General features: G+C 69.4%; 21 protein-coding genes. 12 read left to right on the forward strand and 9 right to left on the reverse strand.

All coding sequences use genetic code 11. The features are described 5' to 3' along the window. Nucleotides 1-69 precede the first annotated feature (69 nt). The 6 genes from OG734_RS15670 (at nt 70) to OG734_RS15695 (ending at nt 6,674) form a co-directional block, all read left to right on the forward strand. Nucleotides 70-1,281: a pyridoxal phosphate-dependent aminotransferase gene (locus tag OG734_RS15670; protein ID WP_330288115.1), complete on the forward strand. Its 1,212-nt coding sequence runs from the start codon at nt 70-72 to the stop codon at nt 1,279-1,281. Nucleotides 1,282-1,376: 95 nt separating this feature from the next. Then, nucleotides 1,377-1,805 (forward strand): SCO4983 family protein, encoded by a 429-nt coding sequence (locus OG734_RS15675; RefSeq protein ID WP_330288116.1) that lies wholly within the window; start codon nt 1,377-1,379, stop codon nt 1,803-1,805. Between the two features lie 287 nt (nt 1,806-2,092). Next, complete coding sequence (locus OG734_RS15680) at nt 2,093-3,214, forward strand: hypothetical protein (RefSeq protein ID WP_330288117.1); 1,122 nt, start codon at nt 2,093-2,095, stop codon at nt 3,212-3,214. 112 nt (nt 3,215-3,326) lie between these two features. After that, a complete protein-coding gene (locus tag OG734_RS15685) occupies nt 3,327-4,484 on the forward strand; it encodes a toxic anion resistance protein (protein WP_330293668.1) in 1,158 nt (385 codons plus the stop codon). Further along, nucleotides 4,481-6,034 (forward strand): substrate-binding and vWA domain-containing protein, encoded by a 1,554-nt coding sequence (locus OG734_RS15690; protein WP_330288118.1) that lies wholly within the window; start codon nt 4,481-4,483, stop codon nt 6,032-6,034. The genes OG734_RS15685 and OG734_RS15690 overlap by 4 nt, the downstream gene beginning before the upstream one ends. Continuing rightward, the gene (locus tag OG734_RS15695) at nt 6,021-6,674 is read left to right on the forward strand and encodes a hypothetical protein (RefSeq protein ID WP_330288119.1); all 654 of its coding nucleotides are present in this window, start codon (nt 6,021-6,023) and stop codon (nt 6,672-6,674) included. The genes OG734_RS15690 and OG734_RS15695 overlap by 14 nt, the downstream gene beginning before the upstream one ends. Before the next feature lie 18 nt (nt 6,675-6,692). Here the strand turns inward: OG734_RS15695 and OG734_RS15700 are convergent, their stop codons facing one another. Then, nucleotides 6,693-8,666, reverse strand: a complete 1,974-nt coding sequence (locus tag OG734_RS15700; protein WP_330288120.1) for a calcium-binding protein — start codon at nt 8,664-8,666, stop codon at nt 6,693-6,695. Between the two features lie 296 nt (nt 8,667-8,962). After that, on the reverse strand, nt 8,963-10,810 hold the full coding sequence (locus OG734_RS15705) for a phosphoenolpyruvate carboxykinase (GTP) (protein ID WP_330288121.1): 1,848 nt from the start codon (nt 10,808-10,810) through the stop codon (nt 8,963-8,965). A gap of 362 nt (nt 10,811-11,172) precedes the next feature. On the opposite strand from OG734_RS15705, the gene trhA reads away from it, so the two are divergent. From trhA to OG734_RS15720, 3 genes are all read left to right on the forward strand, one after another. Continuing rightward, the gene (gene trhA, locus OG734_RS15710) at nt 11,173-11,889 is read left to right on the forward strand and encodes a PAQR family membrane homeostasis protein TrhA (protein WP_330288122.1); all 717 of its coding nucleotides are present in this window, start codon (nt 11,173-11,175) and stop codon (nt 11,887-11,889) included. A gap of 125 nt (nt 11,890-12,014) precedes the next feature. Further along, nucleotides 12,015-13,577, forward strand: coding sequence for an MFS transporter (locus tag OG734_RS15715; RefSeq protein ID WP_330288123.1), 1,563 nt, complete (start codon nt 12,015-12,017; stop codon nt 13,575-13,577). 4 nt (nt 13,578-13,581) lie between these two features. Continuing rightward, a complete protein-coding gene (locus OG734_RS15720) occupies nt 13,582-14,205 on the forward strand; it encodes a TetR/AcrR family transcriptional regulator (RefSeq protein WP_330288124.1) in 624 nt (207 codons plus the stop codon). Nucleotides 14,206-14,350: 145 nt separating this feature from the next. Here the strand turns inward: OG734_RS15720 and OG734_RS15725 are convergent, their stop codons facing one another. Together OG734_RS15725 and OG734_RS15730 are read right to left on the reverse strand one after the other, a co-directional pair. Further along, nucleotides 14,351-16,384 (reverse strand): thioredoxin domain-containing protein, encoded by a 2,034-nt coding sequence (locus tag OG734_RS15725; RefSeq protein ID WP_330288125.1) that lies wholly within the window; start codon nt 16,382-16,384, stop codon nt 14,351-14,353. Nucleotides 16,385-16,469: 85 nt separating this feature from the next. Next, nucleotides 16,470-17,759: a recombinase family protein gene (locus tag OG734_RS15730; protein ID WP_330288126.1), complete on the reverse strand. Its 1,290-nt coding sequence runs from the start codon at nt 17,757-17,759 to the stop codon at nt 16,470-16,472. Nucleotides 17,760-17,915: 156 nt separating this feature from the next. Between OG734_RS15730 and OG734_RS15735 the strand changes: the two genes are divergently transcribed. Beyond that, nucleotides 17,916-21,122 carry a tetratricopeptide repeat protein gene (locus tag OG734_RS15735; protein ID WP_330288127.1) on the forward strand — a complete coding sequence of 1,069 codons (3,207 nt, stop codon included), beginning with the start codon at nt 17,916-17,918 and terminating at the stop codon, nt 21,120-21,122. A 43-nt stretch (nt 21,123-21,165) separates the two neighbouring features. On the opposite strand, the gene OG734_RS15740 is transcribed toward OG734_RS15735, so the two are convergent. Both OG734_RS15740 and mca read right to left on the reverse strand, forming a co-directional pair. After that, nucleotides 21,166-21,441: a hypothetical protein gene (locus tag OG734_RS15740; protein WP_330288128.1), complete on the reverse strand. Its 276-nt coding sequence runs from the start codon at nt 21,439-21,441 to the stop codon at nt 21,166-21,168. Next, nucleotides 21,434-22,315, reverse strand: a complete 882-nt coding sequence (mca, locus tag OG734_RS15745) for a mycothiol conjugate amidase Mca (RefSeq protein WP_330288129.1) — start codon at nt 22,313-22,315, stop codon at nt 21,434-21,436. The genes OG734_RS15740 and mca overlap by 8 nt, the downstream gene beginning before the upstream one ends. Before the next feature lie 125 nt (nt 22,316-22,440). Between mca and OG734_RS15750 the strand changes: the two genes are divergently transcribed. Both OG734_RS15750 and greA read left to right on the forward strand, forming a co-directional pair. Further along, nucleotides 22,441-22,839: a DUF4307 domain-containing protein gene (locus OG734_RS15750; RefSeq protein WP_330288130.1), complete on the forward strand. Its 399-nt coding sequence runs from the start codon at nt 22,441-22,443 to the stop codon at nt 22,837-22,839. 204 nt (nt 22,840-23,043) lie between these two features. Continuing rightward, a complete protein-coding gene (gene greA / locus OG734_RS15755; protein WP_330288131.1) occupies nt 23,044-23,541 on the forward strand; it encodes a transcription elongation factor GreA in 498 nt (165 codons plus the stop codon). A gap of 81 nt (nt 23,542-23,622) precedes the next feature. Here the strand turns inward: greA and OG734_RS15760 are convergent, their stop codons facing one another. The 3 genes from OG734_RS15760 to ilvA form a co-directional block, all read right to left on the reverse strand. Then, nucleotides 23,623-24,468, reverse strand: a complete 846-nt coding sequence (locus OG734_RS15760; RefSeq protein ID WP_330288132.1) for an ABC transporter permease — start codon at nt 24,466-24,468, stop codon at nt 23,623-23,625. Further along, entirely contained in the window at nt 24,465-25,508 is a 1,044-nt protein-coding gene (locus OG734_RS15765; RefSeq protein WP_330288133.1) for an ATP-binding cassette domain-containing protein, read from the reverse strand. Before OG734_RS15765 ends, OG734_RS15760 begins: the two co-directional genes overlap by 4 nt. A 221-nt stretch (nt 25,509-25,729) precedes the next feature. Next, on the reverse strand, nt 25,730-26,968 hold the full coding sequence (ilvA, locus tag OG734_RS15770) for a threonine ammonia-lyase (protein ID WP_330288134.1): 1,239 nt from the start codon (nt 26,966-26,968) through the stop codon (nt 25,730-25,732). Between the last annotated feature and the right edge of the window lie 12 nt (nt 26,969-26,980).

A 26,980-nucleotide genomic window follows, 5' to 3' on the forward strand; every position in this document is an offset into this window, starting at 1 on the left:
CACTCTTCCCCGTCTCAAGTGGTGGAAAACACGACGCAGGATGCGTTACCCGGCCGTAAGCTCACGGACATGCAGCTGATCCAGTCGACCAAGCTAGCCAACGTCTGTTACGAGATCCGGGGCCCGGTTCTCGAAGAGGCGATGCGGCTTGAGGCGGCGGGGCATCGCATCCTCAAGCTGAACACCGGGAACCCGGCGGCCTTCGGCTTCGAGTGTCCGCCCGAGATCCTGGAGGACATCCTCCGCAACGTGTCGTCGGCCCACGGGTACGGCGACGCGAAGGGGCTGCTGGCGGCGCGCCGCGCGGTCGTCATGCACAACCAGACCCTCGGTATCGAGACGGACGTCGAGCACGTCTTCATCGGCAACGGCGCCTCCGAGCTGATCGTCATGTCGATGCAGGCCCTGCTCGACGACGGCGACGAGGTGCTCGTACCCGCCCCCGACTACCCCCTGTGGACGGCGGCGGTCTCCCTCTCCGGCGGTACGGCGGTCCACTACCGCTGCGACGAGCAGGCCGACTGGATGCCGGACCTCGCGGACATCGAGCGCAAGGTCACCGACCGCACCAAGGCGATCGTCATCATCAACCCGAACAACCCGACGGGCGCGGTGTACGACGACGCCATGCTCCGGGGGCTGACGGACATCGCCCGGCGCCACAACCTCCTCGTCTGCTCGGACGAGATCTACGACAAGATCCTGTACGACGGCACCACGCACACCTCGACCGCGAAGATCGCCCCCGACCTCCTCACGCTCACCTTCAACGGCATGTCGAAGGCGTACCGCGTCGCCGGTTACCGGGTCGGCTGGATGTCGATCTCCGGGCCCCGCGCGCACGCCGACTCGTACATCGAGGGCCTGACGATCCTGGCGAACATGCGCCTGTGCGCCAACATGCCGGGCCAGCACGGTGTCGTCGCGGCGCTCAGCGGGCGCCAGACCATCAACGACCTGGTGCTGCCGGGCGGGCGGCTCAAGGAGCAGATGGATGTCGCGTACGAGCTGCTCACGCAGATTCCGGGCGTCAGCTGTGTGAAGCCGAAGGGCGCGCTCTATCTCTTCCCGCGTCTCGACCCGAACGTCTTCAAGATCAAGGACGACCGGCGCATGGTCCTGGACCTGCTCCGCCGCGAGAAGATCATGGTCGTGCACGGTACGGGCTTCAACTGGCCGGAGAAGGATCACTTCCGCGTCGTCACACTGCCCACGGTCGGCGACCTGCGCGACGCGGTGACCCGCATCGGCACCTTCCTGGACGGCTACAGCCAGCCGTAACCGCGGGCACGACACCCCGTCCGCGATCGGGCTCAACTTTAGACTGAATCTAAGCTAGGATGGCTTCCTGTCAGCGCACAGGAGGCCAGCTCCCCATGTACGAACCGATCCGCACCCCGTCGGTGCACAGCACCCGCGACGCGTTGGCCGACACAGCCTCGGACTTCCCTCACAGGACGCGCGAGGAGGAGCTGGACATTCAGCTGGCCGGCCATCTCGCCGCACTCCTCACCGCCACCGACGAGCTGCGCACCCTCGCACCCTCCGCAGACCTGGAAGCCGCCGCCGAGCGCCTCGCCTCCCAGGTGAGCAGGCTGCGCCGGGGCCGTACGCCGCTCCGCGCCTCGGCCCCCGCGACCGTCGGCCCCGACCTCACCGCCCTGCACCAGCGGGCCCACGCGCTCGCCGGACGGGCCCTGGTCGTCGCGGCCTCCCGCGCCGACACGGCCGCCGCGATCCTCGCCGCCGAACGCATGGACGCCCACGCCGAGGCCACCGGGCCCCGCGCCCTCGCGTCCCACTGAGCCCCCGCCTCCTCCCCGGGCTCCCCTCGACGGCCCCGGTCCGCGCGCTCCCGCAGCGACGCGCGGACCGGGTGCCACAGCACTGCGTTCGCTTGGGCCGGGGCGCCCATTCGCCGTAGGGGTACATGTTGTTCGGCGAGTGCGGGTGCGTCGTGGCTTGTCGCGCAGTTCCCCGCGCCCCTTCGGGCGCGCCGTGGCCGATTCCCGTTGCGTACCGGGACCAGTGCTTCACCGTCCGTTCATCCTTCTAGCCGGGGAACGTTGGATTCCGGGAGCACGCTCCCGGCGTGAGACGAATCGCAGGGATAGTCCTCGCGGTCCTGCTGATCGGCGGCGTGGTGGCAGCCGTCGTGGCGGGCCGGGACAACGGGGACCAGAGCACGGCAACGAAGACCGTGCGTGGAGTTATCGGGTCGGAGAAGGCGGAGTTCTTCGCCGATCCCGACGTGGTGAAGGCCCTTGCCGCCAAGGGCTACACCGTGCGGACGGAGACCTCCGGGTCGTGGGCCATGGAGGGTCTCGACCTCAAGGGTTACGACTTCGCCTTCCCGTCCAGCCAGGCGCCCGCCGACGAGCTGGCCGCCAAGTACAAGGCACGGCAGCCCCTGCCGCGCCCCTTCTACTCGCCGCTCGTCGTCGTGGCCCACCGCAACGCCGCCGAGGTACTGGCCGCCGGCGGACTCGCGACGCTCGACAAGGGCCAGCACCGCGGCACCCTCAAGATGGGCGCCTATCTCGCCGCCGCCGACAACGACCGCACCTGGCAGCAGCTCAAGGGCGCCGACAAATACGGGGAGTTGACGGGCACCCTCTACATCGCCTCCACCGACCCGGAGAGCTCCAGCTCCGGTGCCCTCTATCTCGCCGCCACCAGTTACGTGGCGAACGGCGGCCGGGTGGTGGCGAGCGGCGCCGACGTGAACCGCACGGCGCCCCTGATGCGCAAGCTGGTCAGCGTCCAGGGCGCCCAACAGCCCAGCTCGGACGCGGCGTTCCGGGACTTCGTGAGCGGCGCCGGAAACCCGCTGGTGCTGGTGTACGAGTCGCAGGTGGCCTCGTTGCTCGGCGAAGGCAATGGAAGCGGTAACGGAAACGGCAACGGCGGTCAACAGGACGCCGGTGACCTCACCGTCCTCTACCCCGACACCACCGCCAACAGCGACCACACCGTCGTACCGCTGACCGAAGAGGGCCGCGCCCTCGGTGAACTCCTCAGCGACGACCCGGTGTTGCGCAAGCTCGCCGTCCGGCACGGGTTCCGGCCGCAGGGCGACGCCGCCGAGTTCGTCGCGGCCACCGCGGCCCACGCCGCCTACCTCAACCAGAGACTGACCGGCGTCCGGCAGGCGCCCGTGCCCACCTCCGGGGTGCTGCACGAGATGGCGCGCCGGGCCCGAGGACAGTCGTAAGCAGGGGGGATCACCCGTGAATTACCAGAAGTCGAACCAGCAGCCGGGCCGACAGCCGGGCCAGGGACCGAACCCGAACACCAGCCAGAACAGCAGTCAGAGCGGCGACGACATCTTCACGCTCACCCCGCCCGAGCCCGTCGCGGCAGTGCCGCGCGAGAAGGCCGGCGGTCTCGTCCCCGTCGACGACAGTGTCCGTACGGATATGGCCCGCAAGGCCGCCGAGTACGTCGGACAGCTCGCCGCCCTCGACGCCCGCTCGCCCGAGTTCGCGGGCCGGGTCGGGGAGATCACCGGACTCGGCGCCGGTGAGATGCGGACCGCGGCCGCGCAGTCCAACCGCATGCTGGAACGGGCCGTGCGCAGCCTGCCGAGCAACGGCGGGGACGCCCAGTCGCAGGTGGCGGGCTCGCTCGTCGAACTCCGGCGCGTCGTCGAGGACTTGGACCCCCGTGACCTGCCCACGGGCAAGGGGCGGAAGCTTCTCTCCAAGCTTCCCGGCGGCAACAGACTGCGCGACCACGTCGCCAAGTACGCCTCCTCGCAGGCGACCCTGAACAAGATCGTGGGCTCACTGCGCGGCGGACAGGACGAACTGCGCAGAGACAGCGCGGCGTTGCAGACCGAACGTGTGCGCCTGTGGGAGACCATGGGCAAGCTGCAGGAGTACGTCGTCCTGACGGAGGCCCTGGACTCCGCCGTCGAGCAGCACATCGGCGGCGTCGACGCGGCCGACCCGGCGGGCGCCGACAACCTGCGCGCCGACGTGCTCTTCCCGGTCCGGCAGAAGCACCAGGACCTGCTGACCCAGCTCGCGGTGTGCGCACAGGGCTACCTCGCCATGGACGTCGTACGCCGCAACAACGACGAGCTGATCAAGGGCGTCGACCGCGCGGCCACCACGACCGTGTCCGCGCTGCGCATCTCCGTGATGCTGGCCGCCGCCCTCGACAACCAGAAGAAGGTCATCGAGCAGGTCAACGCGCTGCGTGGCACGACCGAGGACCTCATCAGGGGCAACGCGGAAATGCTCGCCACCCAGAGCGGGGAGATCCAGCGCATCGCCGCCGACCCCGCCGTAGGGGCGGAGACCCTCAAGAACGCCTTCCAGCAGATCTACCGCACCCTCGACACCATTGACACCTACAAGGTCCAGGCGACGGAGGCGATGGCGGCGACCGTGGAGTCGCTGACCTCCGAACTCCAGCACGCGAGCGCCTACTTGGAGCGCAGCCGGTCGCGGAGCGCGTTGGACGGAGGCCAGATATGAGACGGCGACCGGCCGCCGCGGCACTGATCGCCGCCACCATCCTGCTGATGCTGACCGCCTGCACACCGCAGGACGAGCCGGATCCCCTCCTCGACAACGGCTCCCCCGAGCCCGGCACCCTCCGCGTCCTCGCCTCCAGCGAGCTCTCCGACATGACGCCCGTCCTCGACAAGGTCCAGAAGGACACCGGCATCAAGGTCCGGCCCACCTACATGGGCACCCTCGACGCGATCGACATGCTGGCGACGGGGAAGACGGACGGGCGGTACGACGCGCTGTGGCTGTCCTCCAACGACTATCTGCGGCTGCGTCCCGACGCCGCGAAGAAGGTCGTGTCGGAGACGCCGATCATGTCGAGCCCGGTTGCCATCGGCGTCAAGGCCGCCACCGTAAGGGAGTTGGGCTGGAAGCCCGACCAGGTCACCTGGTCCCAGGTCGAGGAGGCCGTACGGGACGGGAAGCTGACGTACGGCATGACGGACCCCGCGCGCTCCAACTCCGGCTTCTCCACGCTGGTTTCGGTAGCCTCGGGACTCTCCGGAGCGCAGTCCGCGCTGACCGACGCGGACGTGCAGAAGGCGTCCCCGCGGCTGAAGGAGTTCTTCAAGGGGCAGAAGCTGACATCCAGTTCGTCGGGCTGGCTGGCCGCCGCCTACGACCGGCGCGGCACGGTGGACGCCCTGCTCAACTACGAGTCCGTCCTCAAGAGCATTCCGGGGCTCACGGTGATCCGCCCGCGCGACGGGGTCGTCACCGCCGACTACCCGATCACCTCGCTCGCGTCGACGGACGCCGCGACCCGGGAGGAGGTCCGCCGGCTGACGGAGGCCCTGCGCACCACGGCGACGCAGCGCGAGATCACCGACGTCACGCACCGCCGCCCGGTCGTCGCCTCCGTACCGCCCGCGACCGGTCTGGGGACCTCCCGCCGTCGTGAACTCCCCTTCCCCGGCAGCCGGTCCGTCGCCGACGGTCTGCTCGACGCGTACGAGAACAAGCTGCGCCGCCCCTCCCGGACCGTGTACGTCCTGGACACCTCGGGTTCGATGGAGGGCGACCGGCTGTCCGGCCTCAAGGAGGCGCTGCGCGGCCTCACCGGGGACTTCCGGCACCGCGAGGAGGTCACGCTGATGTCGTTCGGGTCGGACGTGAAGAGTGTGCGGACACATGTCGTGAGCCCCACCGATCCGCAGAGCGGACTCGACGCGATCCGCCGGGACACCGACGCGCTCGAAGCGGACGGCGACACCGCGATCTACACGTCGCTGGAGCAGGCGTACGAGCAACTCCGCGCCGACCGCGACACGTTCACGTCGATCGTGCTGATGACGGACGGCGAGAACACGGCGGGCGCGAAGGCGGCGGAGTTCGACGGCTTCTACCGGCAACTCCCGGGCCGGCAGCGGGAGATCCCCGTCTTCCCCATCCTCTTCGGCGACTCCGACCGCTCCGAGCTGACGCACATCGCCGAGCTGACCGGCGGCCGTCTCTTCGACGCCCAGCAGGGTTCGCTCGACGGCGCGTTCAAGGAGATCCGTGGCTACCAGTAGGTTCGTCGGGTTCGCGGGGTTCGTCGGGCTGCTGGAGTCCCGCAAGAACATCGCCGGCAGTGCGTGCGGGCTGGTGGGCCTGGTGTTGACCTTCACCGGTCTGGCGGGGCCGTACTGGCCGCTCGTCGTCGCGGGGCTGTACGGCGCGGGCGCGCTGATCGCCCCGCCGGAGCGGCAGCCCCTGCCGGACTTCCCGGACCCGTCGGCCGAGCTCTCCGCCCAACTCGACGAACTGCGGGGGGACTTCGAGCGGCTGGACACCTATCTGGGGCAAATCGAGCTGCCGCCCGCGGCGGCCGGGCAGGTCACCGAACTGACCGGACTCGTCGGCGCGTTGCTGGAACCCGGGTGGGTGACGGAGGTGCTGGCCCAGGATCCGGAAGGGGTGTACGCGCTGTCGCGGATCGTGCGGCAGGACCTGCCCGAGGCCGTCGACAGTTTCGTACGGGCGCGGTGGTGGACGCGGCTGGCGCCGGGGCAGGAGCCGCCGGAACGGCAGCTGGAGCGGCAGCTCGGGCTGTTGCGGCAGGAGGCGGAGGGGCTGGCGGCGGGCCTCAGGGAGATCGAGGCCCGCCGTCAGGAGTCCCACACCCGCTACCTGGAGGGCCGGGGGCCGCGCAGCGGCGGGATCGGCGACTGACGTACAGCGTGCTGCTGTTCAGGGGCAGCTGATGCGGGTGTCGCCCGGGTCGGTGGTGCAGGTGTCGAAGCCGGCACCGCCGTTGGCGGTGTCGTTGCCTCCGACGCCGTCGGAGGTGATGAGCCGGTCGTTGCCGATGTAGCCGGTCAGGGTGTCGTTGCCCGGGCCTCCGTTCAGGGTGTCGTCGCCGGAGCCGCCATCGATGTTGTCGTTGCCGTAGTTGCCGTGGGCGGTGTCGTTGCCGTTCCCGGCCCGGATGATGTCGTTGCCGCCGAGACCGCAGATCACGTCGTTGCCGGCCGTCCCGTTCAGGGTCTCGGCGGCGCTGGTGCCGATGATCGTGCAGCCCCGGGAGTTGTTCACGGTGGTGGTCGCCGTGGCGGTGTTGTTGCCCGGGGCGGGGTCGTTCTGGGTCGCGGCGGCCGTGGCGGTGTTCCTGAGGGTGCCGGTGGCGCGGGGTTCCACGACGATCGTCACCGTGGCGCCGGGGGTACCGGCGGGGAGGGTTCCGAGGTTGCAGGTCGCGCCGGTGGCGCTGGTCGTGCAGGTGCCCTGGGTGGTGGCGGCGGAGACGACCGAGGCGGCGGGGCCGCTGAGCGTGTCGGTGAGGGTGACGCCGGTCGCCGTGGTGGCGGCGGCGGTGTTGGTGACCGTCAGGGTGTAGGTGGCACGGTCGCCGATGGACACCGTGCTGGTGCCGCTCTTCGTGACCGACAGGTCCGGGCCGGTCGGGGGCGGCGGCGTACTGCCACCGCCTTCGAAGCGGGCCAGGGCGAAGTCGCTGTTCGGTCCGCCCGCGCCGGCCGCGACGATCCTGCCGGCGGAGTCGAGTTTCACGCCGTACGCCGTGTCGGAGCCGCCGAAGTCCGCGGTGGCCCGACCGCCGGTGCCGAAGCCGCTGTCCAGGCTGCCGCCGGTGGTGTACCGCAGGATCGAGAAGTTGCCGCCGCTGCCACCGGCGGTGACGATCCGCCCGTCCGGCTGGAGCGCCATGTCGGCGACGCCGGCGGCGGGCGTGATCACCTGGCCGTTACCGTCGAAGCTCGTGTCCAGGCTGCCGTTGGCGTTGTAGCGGGCCAGCGCGGCCCGGTCGTCGCTGGAGCCCGCCGCGACGATTTTGCCGTCGGGCTGGACCGCCAGGGACTCCACGGCCTCGTAGGCGCCGAAGTCGGTGCGGACGATGCCGTCGCCGTCGAAGCTCGTGTCCACGCTGCCGTTGGTGTTGAAGCGCATCAGAGCGAAGTCGAAACGGGTCGAACCCACCTGGCCCCCGACGACGATCTTCCCGTCGGGCTGCAACGCCAGTGCACGGCCGTCGCCGCCCTCCTGAAGGACCGGCCCCGCCGGATTGGCGGTGACCGTGCCGTCGCCGCCGAACGTGGTGTCCGGGGTGCCGTCACTGGTGAGGCGGAGCACCGCCATGTTGCCGCCCGTGTAGCCGGCGGCGACGATCCTGCCGCTGGAGTCGATCGCCACGTCGCGGGCCTCGGTCGGGCCGGGGATGTCGGCGAAGACTCTGCCGTCGCCGCTGAAGGTGTTGTCCAGGGTGCCGTCGGCGTTGTAGCGGGCCACCACGAACCAGCAGCAGTCCTCGTAGTCCCGCCAGCTCATGCCCACGACGACGATCTTGCCGTCGGCCTGCAGCGCCACGGCGTTGGCCTCGCTCCACTGGAGGTTCGGGCCCATGTTGTTGATGAGGGTCGTCACCGTGCCGGCCGCGTCGCCGCCGTTGCCGCCGAAGCTGGTGTCCGGGGTGCCGTCGGCGTTGTGGCGGGTCAGCGCGAAGCGGCTCTCCGACACCGAGTAGTCGGCGGAAGAGCCGACAGAGACGATCTTGCCGTCGGACTGCACGGCCACGTCGCGGGCCTGGTCGTCGTCGGCGATGCCGGTGAGCACCTTGCCGTCGCCGCTGAAGGTGGGATCCAGGTCGCCCGGGGCCGCGATCGCGGTGCCCGGAAGGGTCAGGACGAGCGCCAGGCCGATGGCCGCCACAACGCCGGTGCGGGCCGCCGGTCTCAGGCGAGAGATGAGCGATGTGCGTGATGCGCGTGATGCGCGTGATCTGGCCGATGTGAGCATGTCGGCAGCTTTGCGCCGGCCGCGCGGAGTTTCGCCGGCCCGAGGGCCGTATTGCGCTCTCTGGCCGCCGAAAAACCATCACCACGGGTGATCAATCGCACAAATGAGCGATATCGGAACGTTGATACCGCGGCCGGTCATGACGACGTCGCAGGTCAGGGCAAGTCCGACCGGCCGCGGAGCTTCAACTACTGCGGGAAGTCAGGGCCTCAGCCCAGACGCTGCACCAGCGCCCGGTACTCGTCCCACAGTTCCTTCGGGGTGTGCTCGCCGAACGTGTTGAGGTGTTCGGGAACCAGCGCCGCCTCCTCGCGCCACACGTCCTTGTCGACCGTGAGCAGGAAGTCGAGGTCGGACTCGGAGAGTTCGAGACCGTCCGTGTCGAGCGCGCCCTTGGCCGGCAGAACACCGATCGGCGTCTCGACGCCCTCGGCCCTGCCGTCCAGCCGGTCCACGATCCACTTCAGGACACGGCTGTTCTCACCGAAGCCGGGCCACACGAACTTGCCCTCGTCGTTCTTGCGGAACCAGTTGACGTAGTAGATCTTCGGCAGCTTGGACTGGTCCTTGTCCTTCGCCACGTCGATCCAGTGCGCCATGTAGTCGCCCATGTTGTAGCCGCAGAACGGCAGCATGGCGAAGGGGTCGCGGCGCAGCTCGCCGACCTTGCCCTCGGCGGCGGCCGTCTTCTCGGAGGCCACGTTCGCGCCCAGGAAGACACCGTGGTTCCAGTCGAAGGACTCCGTGACCAGGGGTACGGCGGTGGCGCGCCGCCCGCCGAACAGGATCGCCGAGATCGGCACGCCTCTCGGGTCCTCCCACTCGGGCGCGATGATCGGGCACTGGGAGGCGGGGGTGGTGAAGCGGGCGTTGGGGTGGGCGGCCGGCACTCCCGACTCCGGCGTCCAGTCGTTGCCCTTCCAGTCCGTCAGGTGGGCCGGAGTCTCCTCCGTCATGCCCTCCCACCAGACGTCGCCGTCGTCGGTCAGCGCCACGTTGGTGAAGACCGAGTTGCCCCACAGCGTCTTCATCGCGTTGGCGTTGGTGTGCTCACCGGTGCCGGGTGCGACGCCGAAGAAGCCGGCCTCGGGGTTGATGGCGTAGAGGCGCCCGTCCTCGCCGAAGCGCATCCACGCGATGTCGTCGCCGATCGTCTCGACGGTCCAGCCACCGACCGTCGGCTCCAGCATCGCGAGGTTCGTCTTGCCGCAGGCCGACGGGAAGGCCGCCGCCACGTACTTCGACTCGCCCTGCGGAGGCGTGAGCTTGAGGATCAGCATGTGCTCGGCGAGCCAGCCCTCGTCGCGCGCCATGACGGACGCGATGCGCAGGGCGTAGCACTTCTTGCCGAGCAGCGCGTTGCCGCCGTACCCGGAGCCGTACGACCAGATCTCGCGGCTCTCCGGGAAGTGCGAGATGTACTTCGTGGAGTTGCACGGCCACGGTACGTCGGCCTCGCCCTCGGCCAGCGGCGCCCCGAGCGTGTGCACAGCACGCACGAAGAAGCCGTCACTGCCGAGTTCGTCGAGGACCGCGCTGCCCATGCGCGTCATCGTGCGCATGGAGACGGCGACGTACGCGGAGTCGGTGATCTCGACACCGATCGCGGAGAGGTCCGAGCCGAGCGGGCCCATGCAGAACGGGACGACGTACATCGTCCGGCCCTTCATCGAGCCACGGAAGACGCCCTTCTCCCCCGCGAAGATGTCCCGCATCTCGGCGGGATCCTTCCAGTGGTTGGTCGGACCCGCGTCCTCCTCCTTCTCGGAGCAGATGAAGGTGCGGTCCTCGACACGCGCGACATCGGACGGGTCGGAGGCCGCGTAGTAGGAGTTGGGGCGTTTGATCGGGTCCAGTTTCCTGAAGGTGCCTTTTTGGACGAGCTCTTCGCACAGTCGCTCGTACTCGGCCTCGGATCCGTCACACCAGACCACGTTGTCCGGTTGCGTCAGTTCTGCGATCTCGTTGACCCACGAGATCAGTTGCTTGTGGTTGGTCGGGACGGTGCCTGAGCGGAAGGTGTCAGGGGGAACGGGAGCCGCGATGTCGCGCGCCACGATTGCTCCTTGAATGAGGGTTTTGTTGTCTTCTGCCCCTTGGGGGCTGCGACCCGGATGCTTCACGATGTTGATCAATGGCGCTCATCCGGTGCCGACCGCACTCATTTGATCATCCGACCGGAGCGCCCATCTGTCCAGAGGGCCTCACACGTGAGCGACGTGACCATCGCCACTCACCCGACGCCCGCCCAGGCGTTTCCTCTGGGTCACCACGCATTCACCTCGCGCACCCGAGGCCCCGACGAAGTCCCCATACAGCCCCGACACAGCCCCAATACACATGAGAGGCTGGCCACTTCCGACCCTTCCCACCCCCGAACTGACGCGTAACTTACGGTTACGTAGGTACGATGGCCGTCATGACTGCGTCCGCCCCCGACGCGCCCCTGGACTCGCCGGCCGTCGGCCACGGTCCACGGCCGCTTTCGCTGCCACATTCCGATGAGATCAAGCCCAAGTTGCGCGGCTGGCTGCATCTCGGCATGTTTCCGGCCGTACTCATCTCCGGTCTGGCACTGACCGCGCTCGCCAGTTCGAGCCGGGCACGCATCGCCTGCGGGATCTTCGCTCTCACCGCCTGCCTGCTGTTCGGCGTGAGCGCGCTCTACCACCGCGGCACCTGGAGCCCGCGCATGGACGGCGTCCTGCGCAGACTCGACCACGCGAACATCTTCCTGATCATCGCGGGCACCTACACCCCGCTGACGATGCTGCTGCTCCCGGCGAGCAAGGGTCAGTGGCTCCTGTGGGGCATCTGGGGTGCGGCCCTGGCCGGCATCGCCTTCCGCGTGTTCTGGGTCGGCGCCCCACGCTGGCTCTACACCCCCTGCTACATCGCGATGGGCTGGGCGGCCGTCTTCTTCCTGCCGGACTTCATGCGCGCGGGCGGCATCGCCGTCCTGGTGCTGGTCATCGTCGGCGGGCTGCTCTACAGCGCGGGCGGCGTGATCTACGGACTCAAGCGCCCCAACCCGTCACCACGCTGGTTCGGCTTCCACGAGGTGTTCCACTCCCTCACCCTCGCGGCCTTCGTCGCGCACTACATCGGCATCTCGATGGTGGCCTACCAGCAGTAGCAGTAGCAGTAGCAGTCCCTGACCTCCCCTTGCATGGCCGCGGCTTCCGAGCCGCGGCCATTTTTTGCGTACCGACGCCCACATTCGATTGACAGTAACAACCTTTTGGGAGTTACTCTCATTTCATGGCTACTGTCACTGGTGCGGACACCGGTACGCACACCACCCCACCCCTCGATCCCCGCCGCTGGTGGGCCCTGGGCGCCCTGGTCGCGAGCATGCTCGTCCTCGGCTTCGACATGACGATCCTCAACGTCGCGCTGCCCACGATGGCCGAGCAGCTCGGCGCGTCCACCGGCGAGCAGCAATGGATGGCGGACGCCTACATCGTCGTGTTCGCGGCGCTGATGCTCCCCGCCGGCCTCCTCGGCGACCGCTTCGGGCGGCGCCGGATGCTGATCGCCGGGCTGTGCGTCTTCCTCGCCGGGTCTCTGGTCGGGGCGCTGGCCGGTGACGTGAACTGGATCGTCGCGGCCCGCGCGCTCATGGGCATCGGCGCGGCCCTGGTCATGCCCCTGGCCCTCTCCGTCCTGCCCTCGCTCTTCCCGCCCCACGAGCGCACCAAGGCCGTCGGTGTCATCTCGGCCGGCTCCGCTCTCGGGATGCCGCTGGGCCCGATCATCGGCGGCTGGCTGCTCAACCACTTCTGGTGGGGCTCGGTCTTCCTGATCAACGTCCCGATGGTCGCCATCGGCATCACGGCCTGCGTGTTCCTGCTCCCCGAGACCAGCGACCCGGCCTCCCCCAGGGTGGACGTGGTCTCGACGGCGCTCACGGCGACGGGCCTGGGCGCGCTCATCTACGCGATCATCGAAGCCCCCACCCGGGGCTGGACCGACCCGCTGGTTCTCACCCTGTTCGCCGCCGCGGCCGTACTCCTCGCGGCCCTCGTCCTGCGTGAACGCCGCGCCGCCCGCCCCATGCTCGACATGACGCTGCTCTCCCACCGGGGCTTCCTGCTGAACACGGTCACGGCGACGCTGGTGATGTTCGTCCTGTCCGGCCTGATGTTCGTGCTGCCGCCGTATCTCCAGGCGGTACTGGGCAGCGACGCCCTGGGCACGGGTGTACGGCTGCTGCCGCTGATGGCCGGTCTGACGGTGGCCGCGCGGGCGGCGCAGCCCGTGGTCGCCCGGTTCGGCTCCCGGGCGACGGTGACCGCCGGCCTGGTGATCCTGGCCTTCGCGGCGATCCTGGGCAGCCGTACGACGGTCGACGCGGGCTACGGCTACACGGCCCTGTGGCTGACCGTCGCCGGCGTCGGCTTCGGCCTCGCCGTCGTCCCGGCGATGGACGGCGCCCTGGCCGCGCTGCCCGCCGACCGCGCGGGCAGCGGCTCGGGGCTGCTGATGACGCTGCGCCAGGTCGGCGGCGCGATCGGCATCGCGCTGCTGGGCAGCCTGCTGGCGAGCACGTTCCGCGACCGCCTCGACGTCACGGGCCTGCCCGCCGGCCTCAAGGACACGGCCGGCGACTCGGTGGTGGCGGCCCACCTGATCGCGGAGCGGACGGAATCGGCGCAGCTGCTGACCTCCGCGAACAGTGCGTACGTCCACGGCATGGGCGTCGTCCTGCTGGTGAGCGGAGTGGCCGCTCTGGTCGCGGCACTGCTGGCCGCCGCGTTCCTCCCCAACACCCCGGCCGCCACCCCGGAAATAGCCACTGCCCAACCCGATGGCCGACAATGAGCGCATGACGGCCGCACGCACCTCTCCCCTCGCCGACCGCCCCCAGCTGGGCCTGCGTGAGCGGAAGAAGATCAAGACCCGGATGGCGATCCGTGCCGCGACGTACGAACTGATCGAGGACCAGGGGTACGACGCCACGACCATCGAGCAGATCGCCGAGCGCGCCGAGGTGTCGCAGTCCACGGTCTTCCGCTACTTCCCCACCAAGGAGGACATCGTGCTCACCGACGAGTACGACTCCGTGATGGAGGAGGAACTGCGCGCCCGCCCGGCGGACGAACCGTGGCTCGACTCCCTGCGGTACATCCTGAAGAAGGCGGTCGGCGTCAGCAGGGTCGAGGAGCCCGAGGTGACCCGGCTGCGCAGCCGTCTGATGCTGGAGGTCCCGGCGGTCCGCTCCCGCATGATCGAGAGCATGTCCGAAACCGGCCGCCTCCTCTGCCGCGTCATCGCGGAACGCACCGGCCGCGACCCCGCCGACCTGGAGGTCCGCGTCTACGCCATGTCCCTGATCGGCGGCCTGTCGGAGGTCACCGTCTACTGGGCGCAGAACGACTTCAAGGACAACCTGGCCGACCTGGTGGACCGCACGGTGAACGTCTTCGAACACGGGCTCCCAACGCTCTGACCTGCACCGATTCTTCCCCGCCCACCCGCACCCTCTCAGCGCCGGCCCGCGTTTCCAGCCCGTCCGGCGGGGGCGAAACACCGCAAGGACGCGGACACGCCTGCCGGCCGCCGCCCAGGCCGGATTCAGGCCGCCCAGGCCGGATTCAGCCGCCCAACGCGATACGCAACCCCTCCGGATCGGTCGTCGGCGCGTCACAGGTGAAGTGACGGCAGACGTACGCGGTCGCCTCACCGCCGACGAGAATCCGCCCGGCGAGCAACGGCAACTCGTCACTGTCCGCGACCCCCACCGCGACGACAGCCCCCGGAGCGGTGCCCAGAAGTGCCGTACGGTGCAGAGCCGTTGTGGCCGGATCAGCAAGCGAAGGCCCGACCACGGCAACCTCACGCGGCCCGTCGAGCAGCGCCTCGGCCACAGCGAGCCCCCACCCGATGAACCGCGGCACACGCGGCCCGAGCGCCTTCACCACCCCCAACGCCCGCTCGGCAGCGGCCCGATGAGGCTCGGCACCGGTCTGGGCGGCGTAACCGAGCAGCGCCCCGGCCGCCGCGCTCCACCCGGAGGGCACCGCGTTGTCGGTCGGATCCTGAGGCCGCCGGATGAGCTGCTCGGCATCACTGGCGGTGTCGTACAGAGCACCCGACTCCGCATCGACGAACCGCGCGAGCACATGGTCGAGCAGGAACCCGGCGAACTCCAGCCACACCCCCTCCCCCGTCACGGAGGCAAGCGCGAGGAACCCCTCGGCGACATCCGCGTAGTCCTCCAACACCCCGGAGTTCGCCCCGACCTGCCCGTCCTTGCTGGTACGGGCGAGCTGGGCCCGGTCGTCCAGATGAACCCGTACGAGGAGATCTGCGGCGGCCAGCGCGGCGTCCACGAGATCGGGCCGCTCGAAGTAGGCGCCGGCCTCGGCGAGCGCGGCGACAGCGAGCCCGTTCCAGGCGGCGACCACCTTGTCGTCACGCCCCGGAGCGGGCCGCTCGCGACGGGCGTCGAGCAACCGCGCCTTGATGGACTCGACCTTATCGGCGTCGAACACGCCCTCGCGCTGCGGAAGTTGGAGAACCGAGGCCCCCTCCTCGAAGGTGCCGTCCGCCGTCACCCCGAAGTAGTGCGCGGCAAGCTCCGCATCCTCGGCGCCGAGCACCTCGGCGAGCTGGGCCGGCGTCCACACGTAATAGGCGCCCTCGACATGCCTGCCCGTCCCGTCATCGCTGTCGGCGTCGAGCGCGGACGCGAACCCCCCTTCGTTCGTACGGAGTTCGCGCACCATGAAGTCGGCGGTCTCCAGAGCGACGCGCCGGGCGAGCTCGGAGCCGGTGGCACGCCAGAGGTGGGCGTACACGCGACACAAAAGTGCATTGTCATACAACATCTTCTCGAAATGGGGCACAACCCACTCCCGGTCGACGGAGTACCTGGCGAAGCCGCCGCCGAGCTGGTCGTAGATCCCGCCCCGGGCCATGCGCTCACAGGTGTCCTGGGCCATCTGCAACGCCCCCTCGGCGCCCGTACGGGCGCCGTGCCGCAACAGGAACTCCAGGACCATGGACGGCGGGAACTTCGGGGCACCACCAAATCCCCCGCGCTGGGCGTCGTACTCCCGGGTGAGCCCGAGCAGCGCCCGCGCCTGCTCCTCCTCGCCGGGCGCCTCGGTGCCGCCGTACTGGACCTCCCGCTCGGCGAGATCCCGCGTGATCTTCCCGGCGACCTCGGCGACCTCGTCCCGCCGGTCGGCCCAGGCGGCACGGACTCCCTCCAGCACCTGCTGGAAGGAGGGCATGCCGCTGCGCGGCTCGGGCGGGAAGTAGGTGCCGAAGTAGAAGGGTTCGGCGTCGGGCGTGAGGAACACCGTCATGGGCCAGCCGCCCTGGCCGGTCGCCGCCTGGACGGCCTCCATGTAGACGGCGTCGACGTCGGGACGCTCCTCGCGGTCGACCTTGATGTTCACGAAGTGCTCGTTCATGAAGGCGGCGACTGCTTCGTCCTCGAAGCTCTCACGAGCTAGGACGTGGCACCAATGGCAACTCGAGTACCCGACGCTCAGGTGGACAGCAACCCCTCGCTGTCGTGCCGCCACGAAGGCCTCTTCCGACCAGGGCCACCAGTCGACCGGATTGTCGGCGTGCTGGAGGAGATAGGGGGACGTCTCATGGGCCAGTCGGTTCGCCATGGGGTCCATCCTGCCGGACAGGCCCGGCCAACCGTAGGACGGCCACCTCTCATACGGTCACGCCCACCGATACCACCCGATCCGCTCAGCGCCGGACGGGCTCCAGCCTCGCGTAGTCCCACTCGCGGTTTCCCTTCGCACCAGGTCGGACGATGCAATGGGTGAAGACGGACGCGATAGCTCGTCGCTTCTCCTCGAGGCCCATCTCGCCGGACTGCCAGCGTTGTCGCACAGACTCCGGCAGCCTCACATGCTCTGTAGCTTCGGGAAACAGCAGGTGTTCCAGGCTCTCGTCGGCCAACGGCCCGCTGATGGCACATCGCCCGCAGCTACGGCAGGCATAGACGTAGGGACTCCGCTTGCTTCTCCCTTTCTGGGCGCACATCGCACCACAGCACATCGTGCCGTCGGGGCGCTCCACCCCACAACGGAGAAAGCCAGTGGCGAGGCGACTGGGGGCAGGCTTTCTCATGTCGGTGAGTCTCGGAGCACCGCTGCCCCTGTGCAGGTAGAGACTGCCGGGCGAAAACGTCCCGCATACCGCTTGCCACTGATCTGGAGCCACGATGGGTTCCCACTGGCCCAGCACTGGCTGCCGCGTCTCCGGCACCAGCAGCAGCTCGCCCCTGTTCGCCCGGTAGCCGCACACGCGAGGTGCGGTAATGATCTGCGTGACGGTCTGAGCGTTGGGTCTGCCGCCACGGGTGCCAGTAACTCCGAGATCACACCAGTCACGCGCGATGGCCCGGATCGCCTTCCCCTTGATGCGGTCCGTGATCGCCTGCTCAACGAGTAGCGCCTCATCCGGGTGAAGGGTGATCCTGTCCTCTCGCCAGCCGAACGGACGCGGCCCACTGTGCGGCACCCCCTCGACGGCGCGCGCCCAGTGCCAGTCCGTCAGCCGCCTGCTCCGGATTCGCGTTTCCGTGATCGCCTCGTTCAGCGATCGCACGGCCTGCATCAACCCATCCTGCGAGTAGGGATCTCGGACGCCCTCCGCATCGACGTAAACGCGTCCCGGCCGACAGGTCAGTGCCTCGAAGAACCGTGCAAGATCCTCTGCCCGGCGATACAGCCGGTCGTCCGCGACGCAGACGACCCCTTCGATCAGCTGTCCGCTGTCGGTGTGCCCACGCACCAGGTCGGCGACCAGACGGTTGAATTCAGGCCGCACCACCCCCGCCTTGGACGCGCTGATGCCGTTATCGCTGTAGGCCTCGACCACCGTGCAGCCATGTTCTTGCGCGGTCCGCTCATTGATGCGCAACTGATGGCGCACGCCGTGCCCGTCACGTCGGCGGATGTCCTCGGACGTCCGCGCATAGGAAACAACTGGAATCAGTCCGGCCTGTCCACCTTCGGCACGCTTGTCCACAACACCCCCGGATCGACAATGATCTCGACATACGGATGAACGAGCGAGTCACTCGAACGTCACGGAACCGGCTCCACTGATCGACAGCCCTCTCGCGCTCTTGCCTTCCGCGACGGACACTCATAGGCAAAGCAGGTGACGTCAGAGGGGGACACCATGCGGGACAGCCACCGGGCGGAAGCCGAGCGGCTGTTGGGCCGGGCCGTGGAAGAAGAGGTGCGGCGGTCCGGGGGGCGTACCGACGGGGGTGTGCTGCTCACTCGGGCGCGCGGGGCGCTGGACACCATGGCGCAGTCGTCCGCGGCGGAGTACGAGGCGTACACGCGGGCGCTCGACGAAGCGAAGGCCGGGCAGCTCACCTTCGGGCAGCGCTACGCCCGGGAGGGCGCCGGAACTCCCTTGCTGGTGGCTGCTGTTGCCGCGCTCGCTGCGGGCATCGCCGACGTGGCGCTCGGCACCGGTACGGGTACCGCCGTGGGCGCGGCGCTGACCGTGGGCGTGGTGGGCGCCGCCGCGACCGTCCTCAAGGTGACCGCCGCCCATCTGCCGGCCGCCCACCATCGCGCCGGTGCGGTGAGCCAGCCCGGCGGTCCCGAGCAGCTTCGGCTGACGTGGCTGACGGCGCTTGAGGTACGCGGTATCCGGCCGTTCCTCGACCAGCAGCGGGTGCTCAGCGCGTCCACCGGGCCGACGAAGCCGGGGCCGAGGCTGCGCGGCAGCGACAAGAGCGCGGCGGCCCGCAGCCGCAGCCTTCTTGAGCAGTCGTTCGCCCAACTCCCGGATCCGGAAGAGCCGTTCGCGGGCCGGCGGCAGGAACTGGCCCGTATCCGGCAGTGGGTGCACGCGGCCCGGGCGAGTACGGAGACCCGGCCCACCGTGGTCGTCCTGCACGGCGCGCCCGGCAGTGGCCGCAGCGCGCTCGCGATCCACGCGGCGCACGATCTGCGGGACCAGTTCCGGGGTGCCTGCGTGGTGGATCTGCGCGGCGACAGCCCAGGGGAGCCGCCGCTGCCCACCCGCGACGCCCTGCTGCACCTGCTGAACCGGCTCGGCGCCTCCCGCGAGCAACTGCTCTTCCGTGAGCGTTCGTCACCGGACCAGCAGGTCAGAAGGCTGAGCGAGCTGTACAACCAGCACCTCACCAGTGTCCCGGTGACCATCGTCCTGAATGACGCCCAGGACCCCGAGCAGGTCCGCACGCTCATCCCGGAGCGCTCCGACAGCCTCGTCGTCGTCACCGCCCGGGAGCCCCTCGATCTTCCGGCCGACCTGCCTTTCTGGGTTCATCAACTGCCCGTCGAGGCATTGGACCCGGCGGGCGCGGAGGAACTGCTGGGCGCGTCCGCGCAAGCCGAGCCGGGACCCTACGACTCCCAATCCGCCGACCGGATACGGGAGTTGTGCGGCGGGCTGCCGCTGGCGCTGCGCATCGCGGGTTCGTCGCTGGGCCCCCGAAGCCAGCGCCAACTGGCCACGGATCTGGGCGCGTACGGCCCGGTGGAGCCGGTGGAGCGGGTGCTGTGGCTGCGCTACACCGACCTGTCGGAACCTGCCCGGCGGCTGCTGCGCAGGCTGGCGCTGGCCGGGCGGGCCTCGCTCGGCGCCGCGGCGGCCGCGGCCCTCCTGGCCACTGACCGGACGGAGGCGACCCGTCAGCTGGACGCGCTCGCCCGCGCCGGCCTGATCGACCACGTCCGGGGCAGCCGTTACCGCCTGCACGACCTGGTCCGCGCCTTCGCGCAGGCCCGCCTCCTCGACGAGGAGGAAGCGGCGGAGCTCACGGCCGCACAGGAACGTCTGATCGTGAGCTACGGAGAGCTGGCCGACTCGGTGCTGCGCCTGGTCGACGGCAACATGTCGACCCGCTCGGACCGCTTCAGCCCGCACGGTTTCACCTCCCTCGACGAGGCGCTGCGCTGGCTGGACGACGAGTCGAGCTTCATCACGGCGACCCTGCGGTACGCGGAGGGCGTCAACCAGGCCGCGGTACTCAACCTGTTGGGCGCCCTGTGCGACTACTGCCTGCTGCGCGGCGACCTCTACCGGCTCGGCGAGATCAGTGAGCTCGCGGAGTCCGTGGACCAGGGTCTGCTGGTGCGCTCGGTGCAGTGGCGTACGGGTATCGCGGCCCGTCAGCTGGGCGAGCTGGACAAGGCGCGCACGACGCTCACTTCGGTCGTCGAGCTGTACATGGAGGCCCATCACGACGCGGGCGCCGCCCGGGCGCTGTGCTCGCTCGGCATCACGCTGCACCACCAGGGCAATCTGGTCGAGGCGGCTGCGAAGCTCCAGGAGGCCCTGGATCTCCAGCAGGCCCCCGAACTGGCGACCGACCGCGCCTGGACGATGCACGCCCTCGCCGCCGTCGAACGCGACCGCTCCCGCCTCGCCGAGGCGTGGGACCTGCTGACCCGTTCCCTGGTCCTGCACCGGGAGGGCGAGTCGATCCACGGCGAGGCGTGGGCCCACTTCCAGCTCGGCCAACTGGGCCTGCGGATGGGCGACGTACCGCGCGCCGAGTCCGAACTGCGCACGGCCCTCGAGCTGTACGGCCGTACGCGCGACGCCCGTGGCGAGGCCTGGGCCCTGACCCAGCTGGCCCGGGCGCGGCTGGTCGCCGGGGACGCGTCGGCGGCGGTGGACGGGCTGCGCCGGGCGGCGGCGGTCCACCGGGACAACGAGGACGCGCGCGGCGAGGCGTGGTCGGTCTACTACCTGGGCCAGTCCCTGGAGGAGACGGGCAACCTGGATCTCGCGGTCCGCGAGCTGGAACGTTCCCGCACCATGTTCTCCCGTATCCGGGACGTCTACGGCCTGGCCTGCGCCCGCCATCACTCGGCCCGCGTCACCCGCGACCAGCGGGCCGTCCAGACAGGCTCACTGCGCAACTCGGGGTTCGCCCGCCAGCTCCTGGTGGACGCCCGCGCCGACTTCCAGCGCATCGGGGTGGCCCACGGCGAGGCCTGGACCTGCCTGGAGCTGGCGGTGGTCGACGCGGGAAACGCCCGTACCCAGCAGGCGCTGGCCCTGTGCGACGAGGCGATCGGCCTGTTCACCTCGTACGGCGACCGGCGCGGCGAGGACTGGGCGCGCTTCCTGCGCTGCACCCTCCTGCCGTACGCGGCCCCCGGCGGCGTCGACATCGGCACGGCGGTGGCCCAGGAGGAGCTGACGCAGCTCTCCCGCGCCCGCCACCCCTCGCGCGACGAGAAACTCGACGACTATGCCGAGGCCTACCAGCTCCTCCTGGAGCGCGGCGTTTCCCTGGAGTCGGGCTGGCAGGCATGGCGGCTGGGCATGATCCCCAACCGGCACGCCCGGGAGGTCATGGGGGTACCGGTGGCGGCGGCCGGCCGGCGGTAGGGCGGGAGGTGCGGACACCGGGTGCCGGGCACCCGGTGCGGCCTCACTCCGGCGCGGAGCCCTTGGCCGCTCCCTTGACCGCGCCCTTGGCCGGTTCCTTGGCGGCGCCGGAGGTCTCCTCGGAGTCCGACGCCTCCTTGAACTCGATCCTGCCCATCTGCTTGTTCATGGACTTCATCAGCCCCCACACCGCGAGAGCCATCACCGCGAACACGATGAAGCCGAGGACACCGGGGGTCACCTTGTCCTCGTCGACCTCCGCCGCGAAGGAGACGAGGTGCGTCATTGCCAGGCTTGCGCTTGCGCTCATGTCAGGCATTGTCGCGGATGCCCGCAAAGAGGTCGTCCTCGGGGAGGGAAGTGTCCACGAGCGACTTCGCCAGCTCGTACTCCTCCGTCGGCCAGACCTCCCGCTGAAGGTCCAGCGGCACCCGGAACCAGCCCCCGTCGGGGTCGATCTGCGTGGCGTGCGCGAGCAGCGCCTTGTCGCGGATCTCGTAGAACTCGCCACACGGAACATGCGTGGTCAGCGTGCGCTCGGTGCGCTCGAACTCCGACCACCGCTTCAGCCAGTCCCCGTACGGCGACTCCATCCCGCGCTCGAGCAGCGCGTTGTGCAGCGCCTCGGTACGCGGCCGGTTGAAGCCCTGGTTGTAGTACAGCTTCTGCGGCTGGTACGCCGGGCCGAACTCCGACTCCGGGTAGGTCTCGGTGTCCGTCGCGCCTTCGAAGGCCACCATCGAGATCTTGTGGGTCATGATGTGGTCGGGGTGCGGGTACCCGCCGTTCTCGTCGTACGTCGTGATCACCTGCGGGCGGAACGCGCGGATCTGCTTCACCAGCTCGCCGGCCGCCTTGTCCACGTCCTCCAGGGCGAAGCAGCCATCGGGCAGCGGCGGCAGCGGGTCGCCCTCGGGCAGGCCGGAGTCGACGAAGCCGAGCCATTCCTGCTTGATGCCGAGGATCTCGCGGGCCTCGTCCATCTCTTTCTTCCGTACCTCGTGGATGTGCTCCTCGATGTACTTGTCGCCCTGCAGCTTCGGGTTGAGGATGGATCCGCGCTCCCCGCCCGTGCAGGTCACGACGAGCACGTCCACCCCCTCGGACACGTACTTCGCCATGGTGGCCGCACCCTTGCTCGACTCGTCGTCGGGGTGCGCGTGCACGGCCATCAGTCGCAGCTGGTCAGTCAAGACTCAATCCTCGTAAGTCGGCATCCGGTGTGAGCGGGTGCGATGAGCGGCTTCTATAGTGACCGAACCGAGCGGCCAATAATTCCGGGGCCCGCCTTTCCAGGGCCCTCGCGGAGAGGACGATCATGAGTACGGCGACCACGCGAGTGCCCGAGGGACGGTACGGCCGCTCCACGGACGAGCGCGCCGACCGCAAGCTCAAGATCGCCGCCGCTGTCCTCGGAGCGGTACTGCTCGTCGTGCTCGGCTGGTTCGGCTACCACTACGTCGTCGGCAACAAGATCAGCGCCGAGATCATCACCTTCAAGACGTACGACGACTCGGTCAAGGTTCATCTGGAGGTCCGCAAGGACTCCGGCACGAACGGCTACTGCACGGTCCGCTCCCAGGCCGAGAACGGCGCCGAGGTCGGCCGCGCCGACTTCCGCTTCGACGGCGACGCCACGCGTATCGACAGGCTCGTCACCCTCCGGACGACGTCCCAGGGCACTACGGCCGAACTGCTCGGCTGTCACACCGCCTGAGGCCGCCGCCGGGGGTCAGCACCTGGGGCAATCGACGGGGTCACTCTCATCACACAAGCGCTGACCTGCGTTGACGTATTTCTGATGGCTTATGTCCTCCCCCTGCCGCCGCTGAATTGTTAGGCTCGTGGTTTCGCCCATCCGTGAAGGAACATTCTTCTGGTAGGGCGATGCTTTGTATCCCAGTACCTACGAGGAGCACCTGTGACCCAGACCAGCGAGAACGTCACCTGGCTGACCCAGGAGGCGTACAACAAGCTCAAGGACGAGCTTGAGCACCTTACTGGTCCTGCGCGCACGGAGATCTCCGCCAAGATCGCCGCTGCGCGTGAGGAAGGCGACCTGCGCGAGAACGGCGGGTACCACGCGGCCAAGGAGGAACAGGGCAAGCAGGAGCTCCGTGTGCGCCAGCTGACCCAGCTCCTGGAGAACGCGAAGGTCGGCGAGGCTCCGGCGGCGAACGGCGCGGTCGCGCCCGGCATGGTCGTGACCATCGCCTTCGACGGCGACGAGGACGACACGCTGACCTTCCTGCTCGCCTCGCGCGAGTACGCCAGCGCCGACATCGAGACCTACTCGCCGCAGTCCCCGCTGGGCCGTGGAGTGAGCGACAAGAAGGTCGGCGCGGACGCCCAGTACGAGCTGCCCAACGGCAAGCTCGCCTCCGTGAAGATCCTGAAGGCCGTGCCCTACCAGGCCTGACCTCTCGGACCCCCTGCCTCGACCCTTGCGAGCCCCCGGCGCCCTCCCGGCGCCGGGGGCATCGTCATGCCCAGGGCGCCGTCATGCAGTGTCCGAGCGGTACTTGCGGACCGCGAGGGTCCTGAATATGAGGATGATCAGGACCGAGTAGATGGCCGAGGCCCACACCGGGTGCTGCATGGGCCAGGCGTCCGACGGTGAGACGCCGGGGTTGCCGAACAGTACCCGGCAGGCCTGCACGGTGGCACTGAAGGGGTTCCAGTCGGCGATGTGACGCAGCCAGGGAGTCAGATTGCTGGAGTCCACGAACGCGTTCGAGACGAACGTGACCGGGAAGAGCCAGATCAGGCCCCCGGAAGTGGCCGCCTCGGGCGTCTGCACGGACAGGCCGATCAGGGCGCCGATCCAGGTGAACGCGTATCCCGCCAGGAGCAGCAGCCCGAAGGCACCGAGCACCTCACCGATGTTGGTGTGCGTGCGCCAGCCGACCAGCAGGGCGACGACGGCGAGTACGAGCAGCGTGAGCGCCGTCTGCACGAGGTCGGCGAGCGTCCGTCCGGTCAGTACCGCGCCGCGTGCCATGGGCAGGGAGCGGAAGCGGTCGATGAGGCCCTTGTGCATGTCGTCGGCGATGCCCGCACCCGCCCCCGCCGTCGCGAAGGTGACGGTCTGGGCGAAGATGCCGGCCATCAGGAACTCGCGGTAGGTGCCGGGGTCCGCCGAGCCGTCGATGTTCATGGAGCCGCCGAAGACGTACGCGAACAGCACCACGAACATGATCGGTTGGATCAACCCGAAGATCACCATCTCGGGAATCCTGGACATCCGGATCAGGTTCCGTTTCGCGACGACCAGGGAGTCGCGGATCAGTTGGCTGAGGGGGTTCGTGGACGCCACTACGGGCACCGCGTCGGTGACGGCACTCACTTGTCGGTCTCCTTTCCGCTCTGCTTCGCGCCCTGTTTCCCGGCTTGCTTGCCGGCTTGCTTGCCGCTCTCCGCGCCGTTTCCCTCGTCCTTCACCTCGGCCACGTGGCCTGTCAGGGAGAGGAAGACGTCGTCGAGGGTCGGGCGGCGCAGGCCGATGTCGTCGATCTCGATGCCTCGGGTGTCCAGTTCGCGGATGACCTCGGCGAGGAGCTTCGCGCCGCCGGTGACGGGCACGGTGAGCTTGCGCATGTGCTCCTCGACGGCGACTTCGCCCTGGCCCTTGCCGAAGGCGCTGAGCACCTCGGAGGCGGTCGATATGTGCTCGCGCTCGTGCACGACGACCTCGACGCGCTCGCCGCCGGTGCGGGCCTTGAGCTGGTCGGAGGTGCCGCGGGCGATGACACGGCCCTGGTCGACCACCGCGATGTCGTGCGCGAGATGGTCGGCCTCCTCCAGATACTGCGTGGTCAGCAGCAGCGTCGTCCCTCCGGAGACCAACTGCTTGATGACCTCCCACAGTTGCTGACGGTTGCGTGGGTCGAGGCCGGTCGTCGGTTCGTCCATGAACATCACGGGCGGTGAGACGACCAGGGCCGCCGCGAGGTCGAGCCGGCGGCGCATGCCTCCGGAGTACGTCTTCGCGGGGCGGTCGGCGGCGTCCGCGAGGTGGAACTGCTCCAGCAGTTCGGTCGCGCGGACCTTCGCCGCCTTCGCCTTCATCTGGTACAGCTGACCGACCATCTGGAGGTTCTCGCGGCCGGTCAGATACTCGTCGACCGCGGCGAACTGGCCGGAGAGGCCGATGGAGCGGCGGACGGCGTCGGGGTGCTTCAGGACGTCGATGCCCGCGACGACCGCCGAGCCGCGGTCGGGCCGCAGCAGGGTCGTCAGACAGCGGACCGTGGTGGTCTTGCCCGCTCCGTTCGGCCCGAGCAGGCCGAGGACCGTACCCTCCGGGACGTCCAGATCGACGCCGTCCAGAGCCCTTACGTCACCGAAGGTCTTCACCAGGCCTTCGGCATAGATGGCGCCTGGCATATCAGTTCTCCACGTCGTTGGGGATTACCGCGAGCAGCCTAAATTTTTCTCCATTGCCCCGCCCGGCCAGCAGGAGGAACATAAGGAGCTCGAAAAGGGCGGCGCGCAGCGGCGTGACACACACCATAACGCGATGTATCGCGTCTCTCAATGCGTTTTTCCCAGAGCCACCCGTCCGAGTGAGATCCCAGCGGGATCCGGGCGAGGCTGTGGCTCCGGCCTCAGCCGATGACCGTGTAACCGGCCTCGCGCAAGGCCAGGCCGACCTCGGCGCAGTGCGCCGGCCCCTTCGTCTCAAGGTGTAGTTCGACCTCCGCCTCCGTGAGCCCGAGCCGCGGATCGGTCCGTACATGGCTCACGTCGAGGACATTAGCGTCGACCACTGACAACACCCCGAGAAGCGTCGCGAGGGCGCCCGGCCGGTCCGTCAGACGCAGCCGAACCGCCAGGTAGCGGCCCTGTGCGGCCATACCGTGGCGCAGGATGCGCTCCAGCAGCACGGGATCGACGTTGCCGCCGGACAGCACCGCGACGACCGGCCCCTCGAAGGCCCCCGGATCGCTCAGCAGCGCGGCGACCGGGCTCGCCCCGGCCGGCTCCACGACGAGCTTGGCGCGCTCCAGGCAGAGCAGCAGCGCGGCCGACAGCTCGTCCTCACTGACCGTGCGGACCTCGTCGACCAGCTCGCCGATGATCCCGAACGGCACGTCACCGGGCCGCCCGACCTTGATCCCGTCGGCCATGGTGACCGGGTTCGCGACCGACACCGGCCGCCCGGCCGCCAGCGAGGGCGGATATGCGGCGGCGCCGGCCGCCTGCACACCCACGATCCGTACGTCGGGCCGCACCGACTTCACGGCGACCGCGATCCCGGCGGCCAGGCCGCCGCCGCCGATCCCGACGAGGATCGTGCGTACCTCGGGACACTGTTCCAGGATCTCCAGGCCCACCGTGCCCTGCCCGGCGATGATGTCTGCGTGGTCGAAGGGGTGGATGAAAACCGCGCCCGTCCGCTCCGCGTGCTCCTGCGCGGCGGCCAGCGTCTCGTCGACGACCTGACCGTGCAGCCTCACCTCAGCGCCGTACTCACGGGTGGCGCTGATCTTCGGCAGCGGGGCGCCCTGCGGCATGAACACCGTGGCACGCACCCCGAGCAGCGCCGATGCCAGCGCGACCCCCTGCGCGTGGTTGCCGGCGCTGGCCGCGACGACCCCGGCGGCCCGTTCCTCGGGCAGCAGCCCGGCGATACGGACGTACGCGCCCCGCAGCTTGAAGGACCCGGTCCGCTGGAGGTTCTCGCACTTGAGGTGCACCGGCGCGCCCACCAGCTGGGACAGATGCCGGCTGCCCTCCATGGCCGTCACCCGCGCCACGCCCAGGAGCATCTTCCGGGCACCGCGTACGTCGTCGAGTGTGACGGGCCTCAGGGAGTGCAAGGAGTCAGCCGTGCTGTAGCTCATGACTCAAGTCTC

It is taken from the genome of Streptomyces sp. NBC_00576 (genome assembly GCF_036345175.1).
Classification (GTDB): domain Bacteria; phylum Actinomycetota; class Actinomycetes; order Streptomycetales; family Streptomycetaceae; genus Streptomyces.

What these genes read in the sequence shown, in the direction of transcription:
- OG734_RS15670 (WP_330288115.1), top strand. Translation starts at nt 70, where the DNA reads ATGCAGCTGATCCAGTCGACCAAGCTAGCCAACGTCTGTTACGAGATC.
- OG734_RS15675 (WP_330288116.1), top strand. Translation starts at nt 1,377, where the DNA reads ATGTACGAACCGATCCGCACCCCGTCGGTGCACAGCACCCGCGACGCG.
- OG734_RS15690 (WP_330288118.1), top strand. Translation starts at nt 4,481, where the DNA reads ATGAGACGGCGACCGGCCGCCGCGGCACTGATCGCCGCCACCATCCTG.
- trhA (WP_330288122.1), top strand. Translation starts at nt 11,173, where the DNA reads ATGACTGCGTCCGCCCCCGACGCGCCCCTGGACTCGCCGGCCGTCGGC.
- OG734_RS15715 (WP_330288123.1), top strand. Translation starts at nt 12,015, where the DNA reads ATGGCTACTGTCACTGGTGCGGACACCGGTACGCACACCACCCCACCC.
- OG734_RS15720 (WP_330288124.1), top strand. Translation starts at nt 13,582, where the DNA reads ATGACGGCCGCACGCACCTCTCCCCTCGCCGACCGCCCCCAGCTGGGC.
- OG734_RS15725 (WP_330288125.1), bottom strand. Translation starts at nt 16,384, where the DNA reads ATGGCGAACCGACTGGCCCATGAGACGTCCCCCTATCTCCTCCAGCAC.
- OG734_RS15735 (WP_330288127.1), top strand. Translation starts at nt 17,916, where the DNA reads ATGCGGGACAGCCACCGGGCGGAAGCCGAGCGGCTGTTGGGCCGGGCC.
- OG734_RS15740 (WP_330288128.1), bottom strand. Translation starts at nt 21,441, where the DNA reads ATGCCTGACATGAGCGCAAGCGCAAGCCTGGCAATGACGCACCTCGTC.
- OG734_RS15750 (WP_330288130.1), top strand. Translation starts at nt 22,441, where the DNA reads ATGAGTACGGCGACCACGCGAGTGCCCGAGGGACGGTACGGCCGCTCC.
- OG734_RS15765 (WP_330288133.1), bottom strand. Translation starts at nt 25,508, where the DNA reads ATGCCAGGCGCCATCTATGCCGAAGGCCTGGTGAAGACCTTCGGTGAC.
- ilvA (WP_330288134.1), bottom strand. Translation starts at nt 26,968, where the DNA reads ATGAGCTACAGCACGGCTGACTCCTTGCACTCCCTGAGGCCCGTCACA.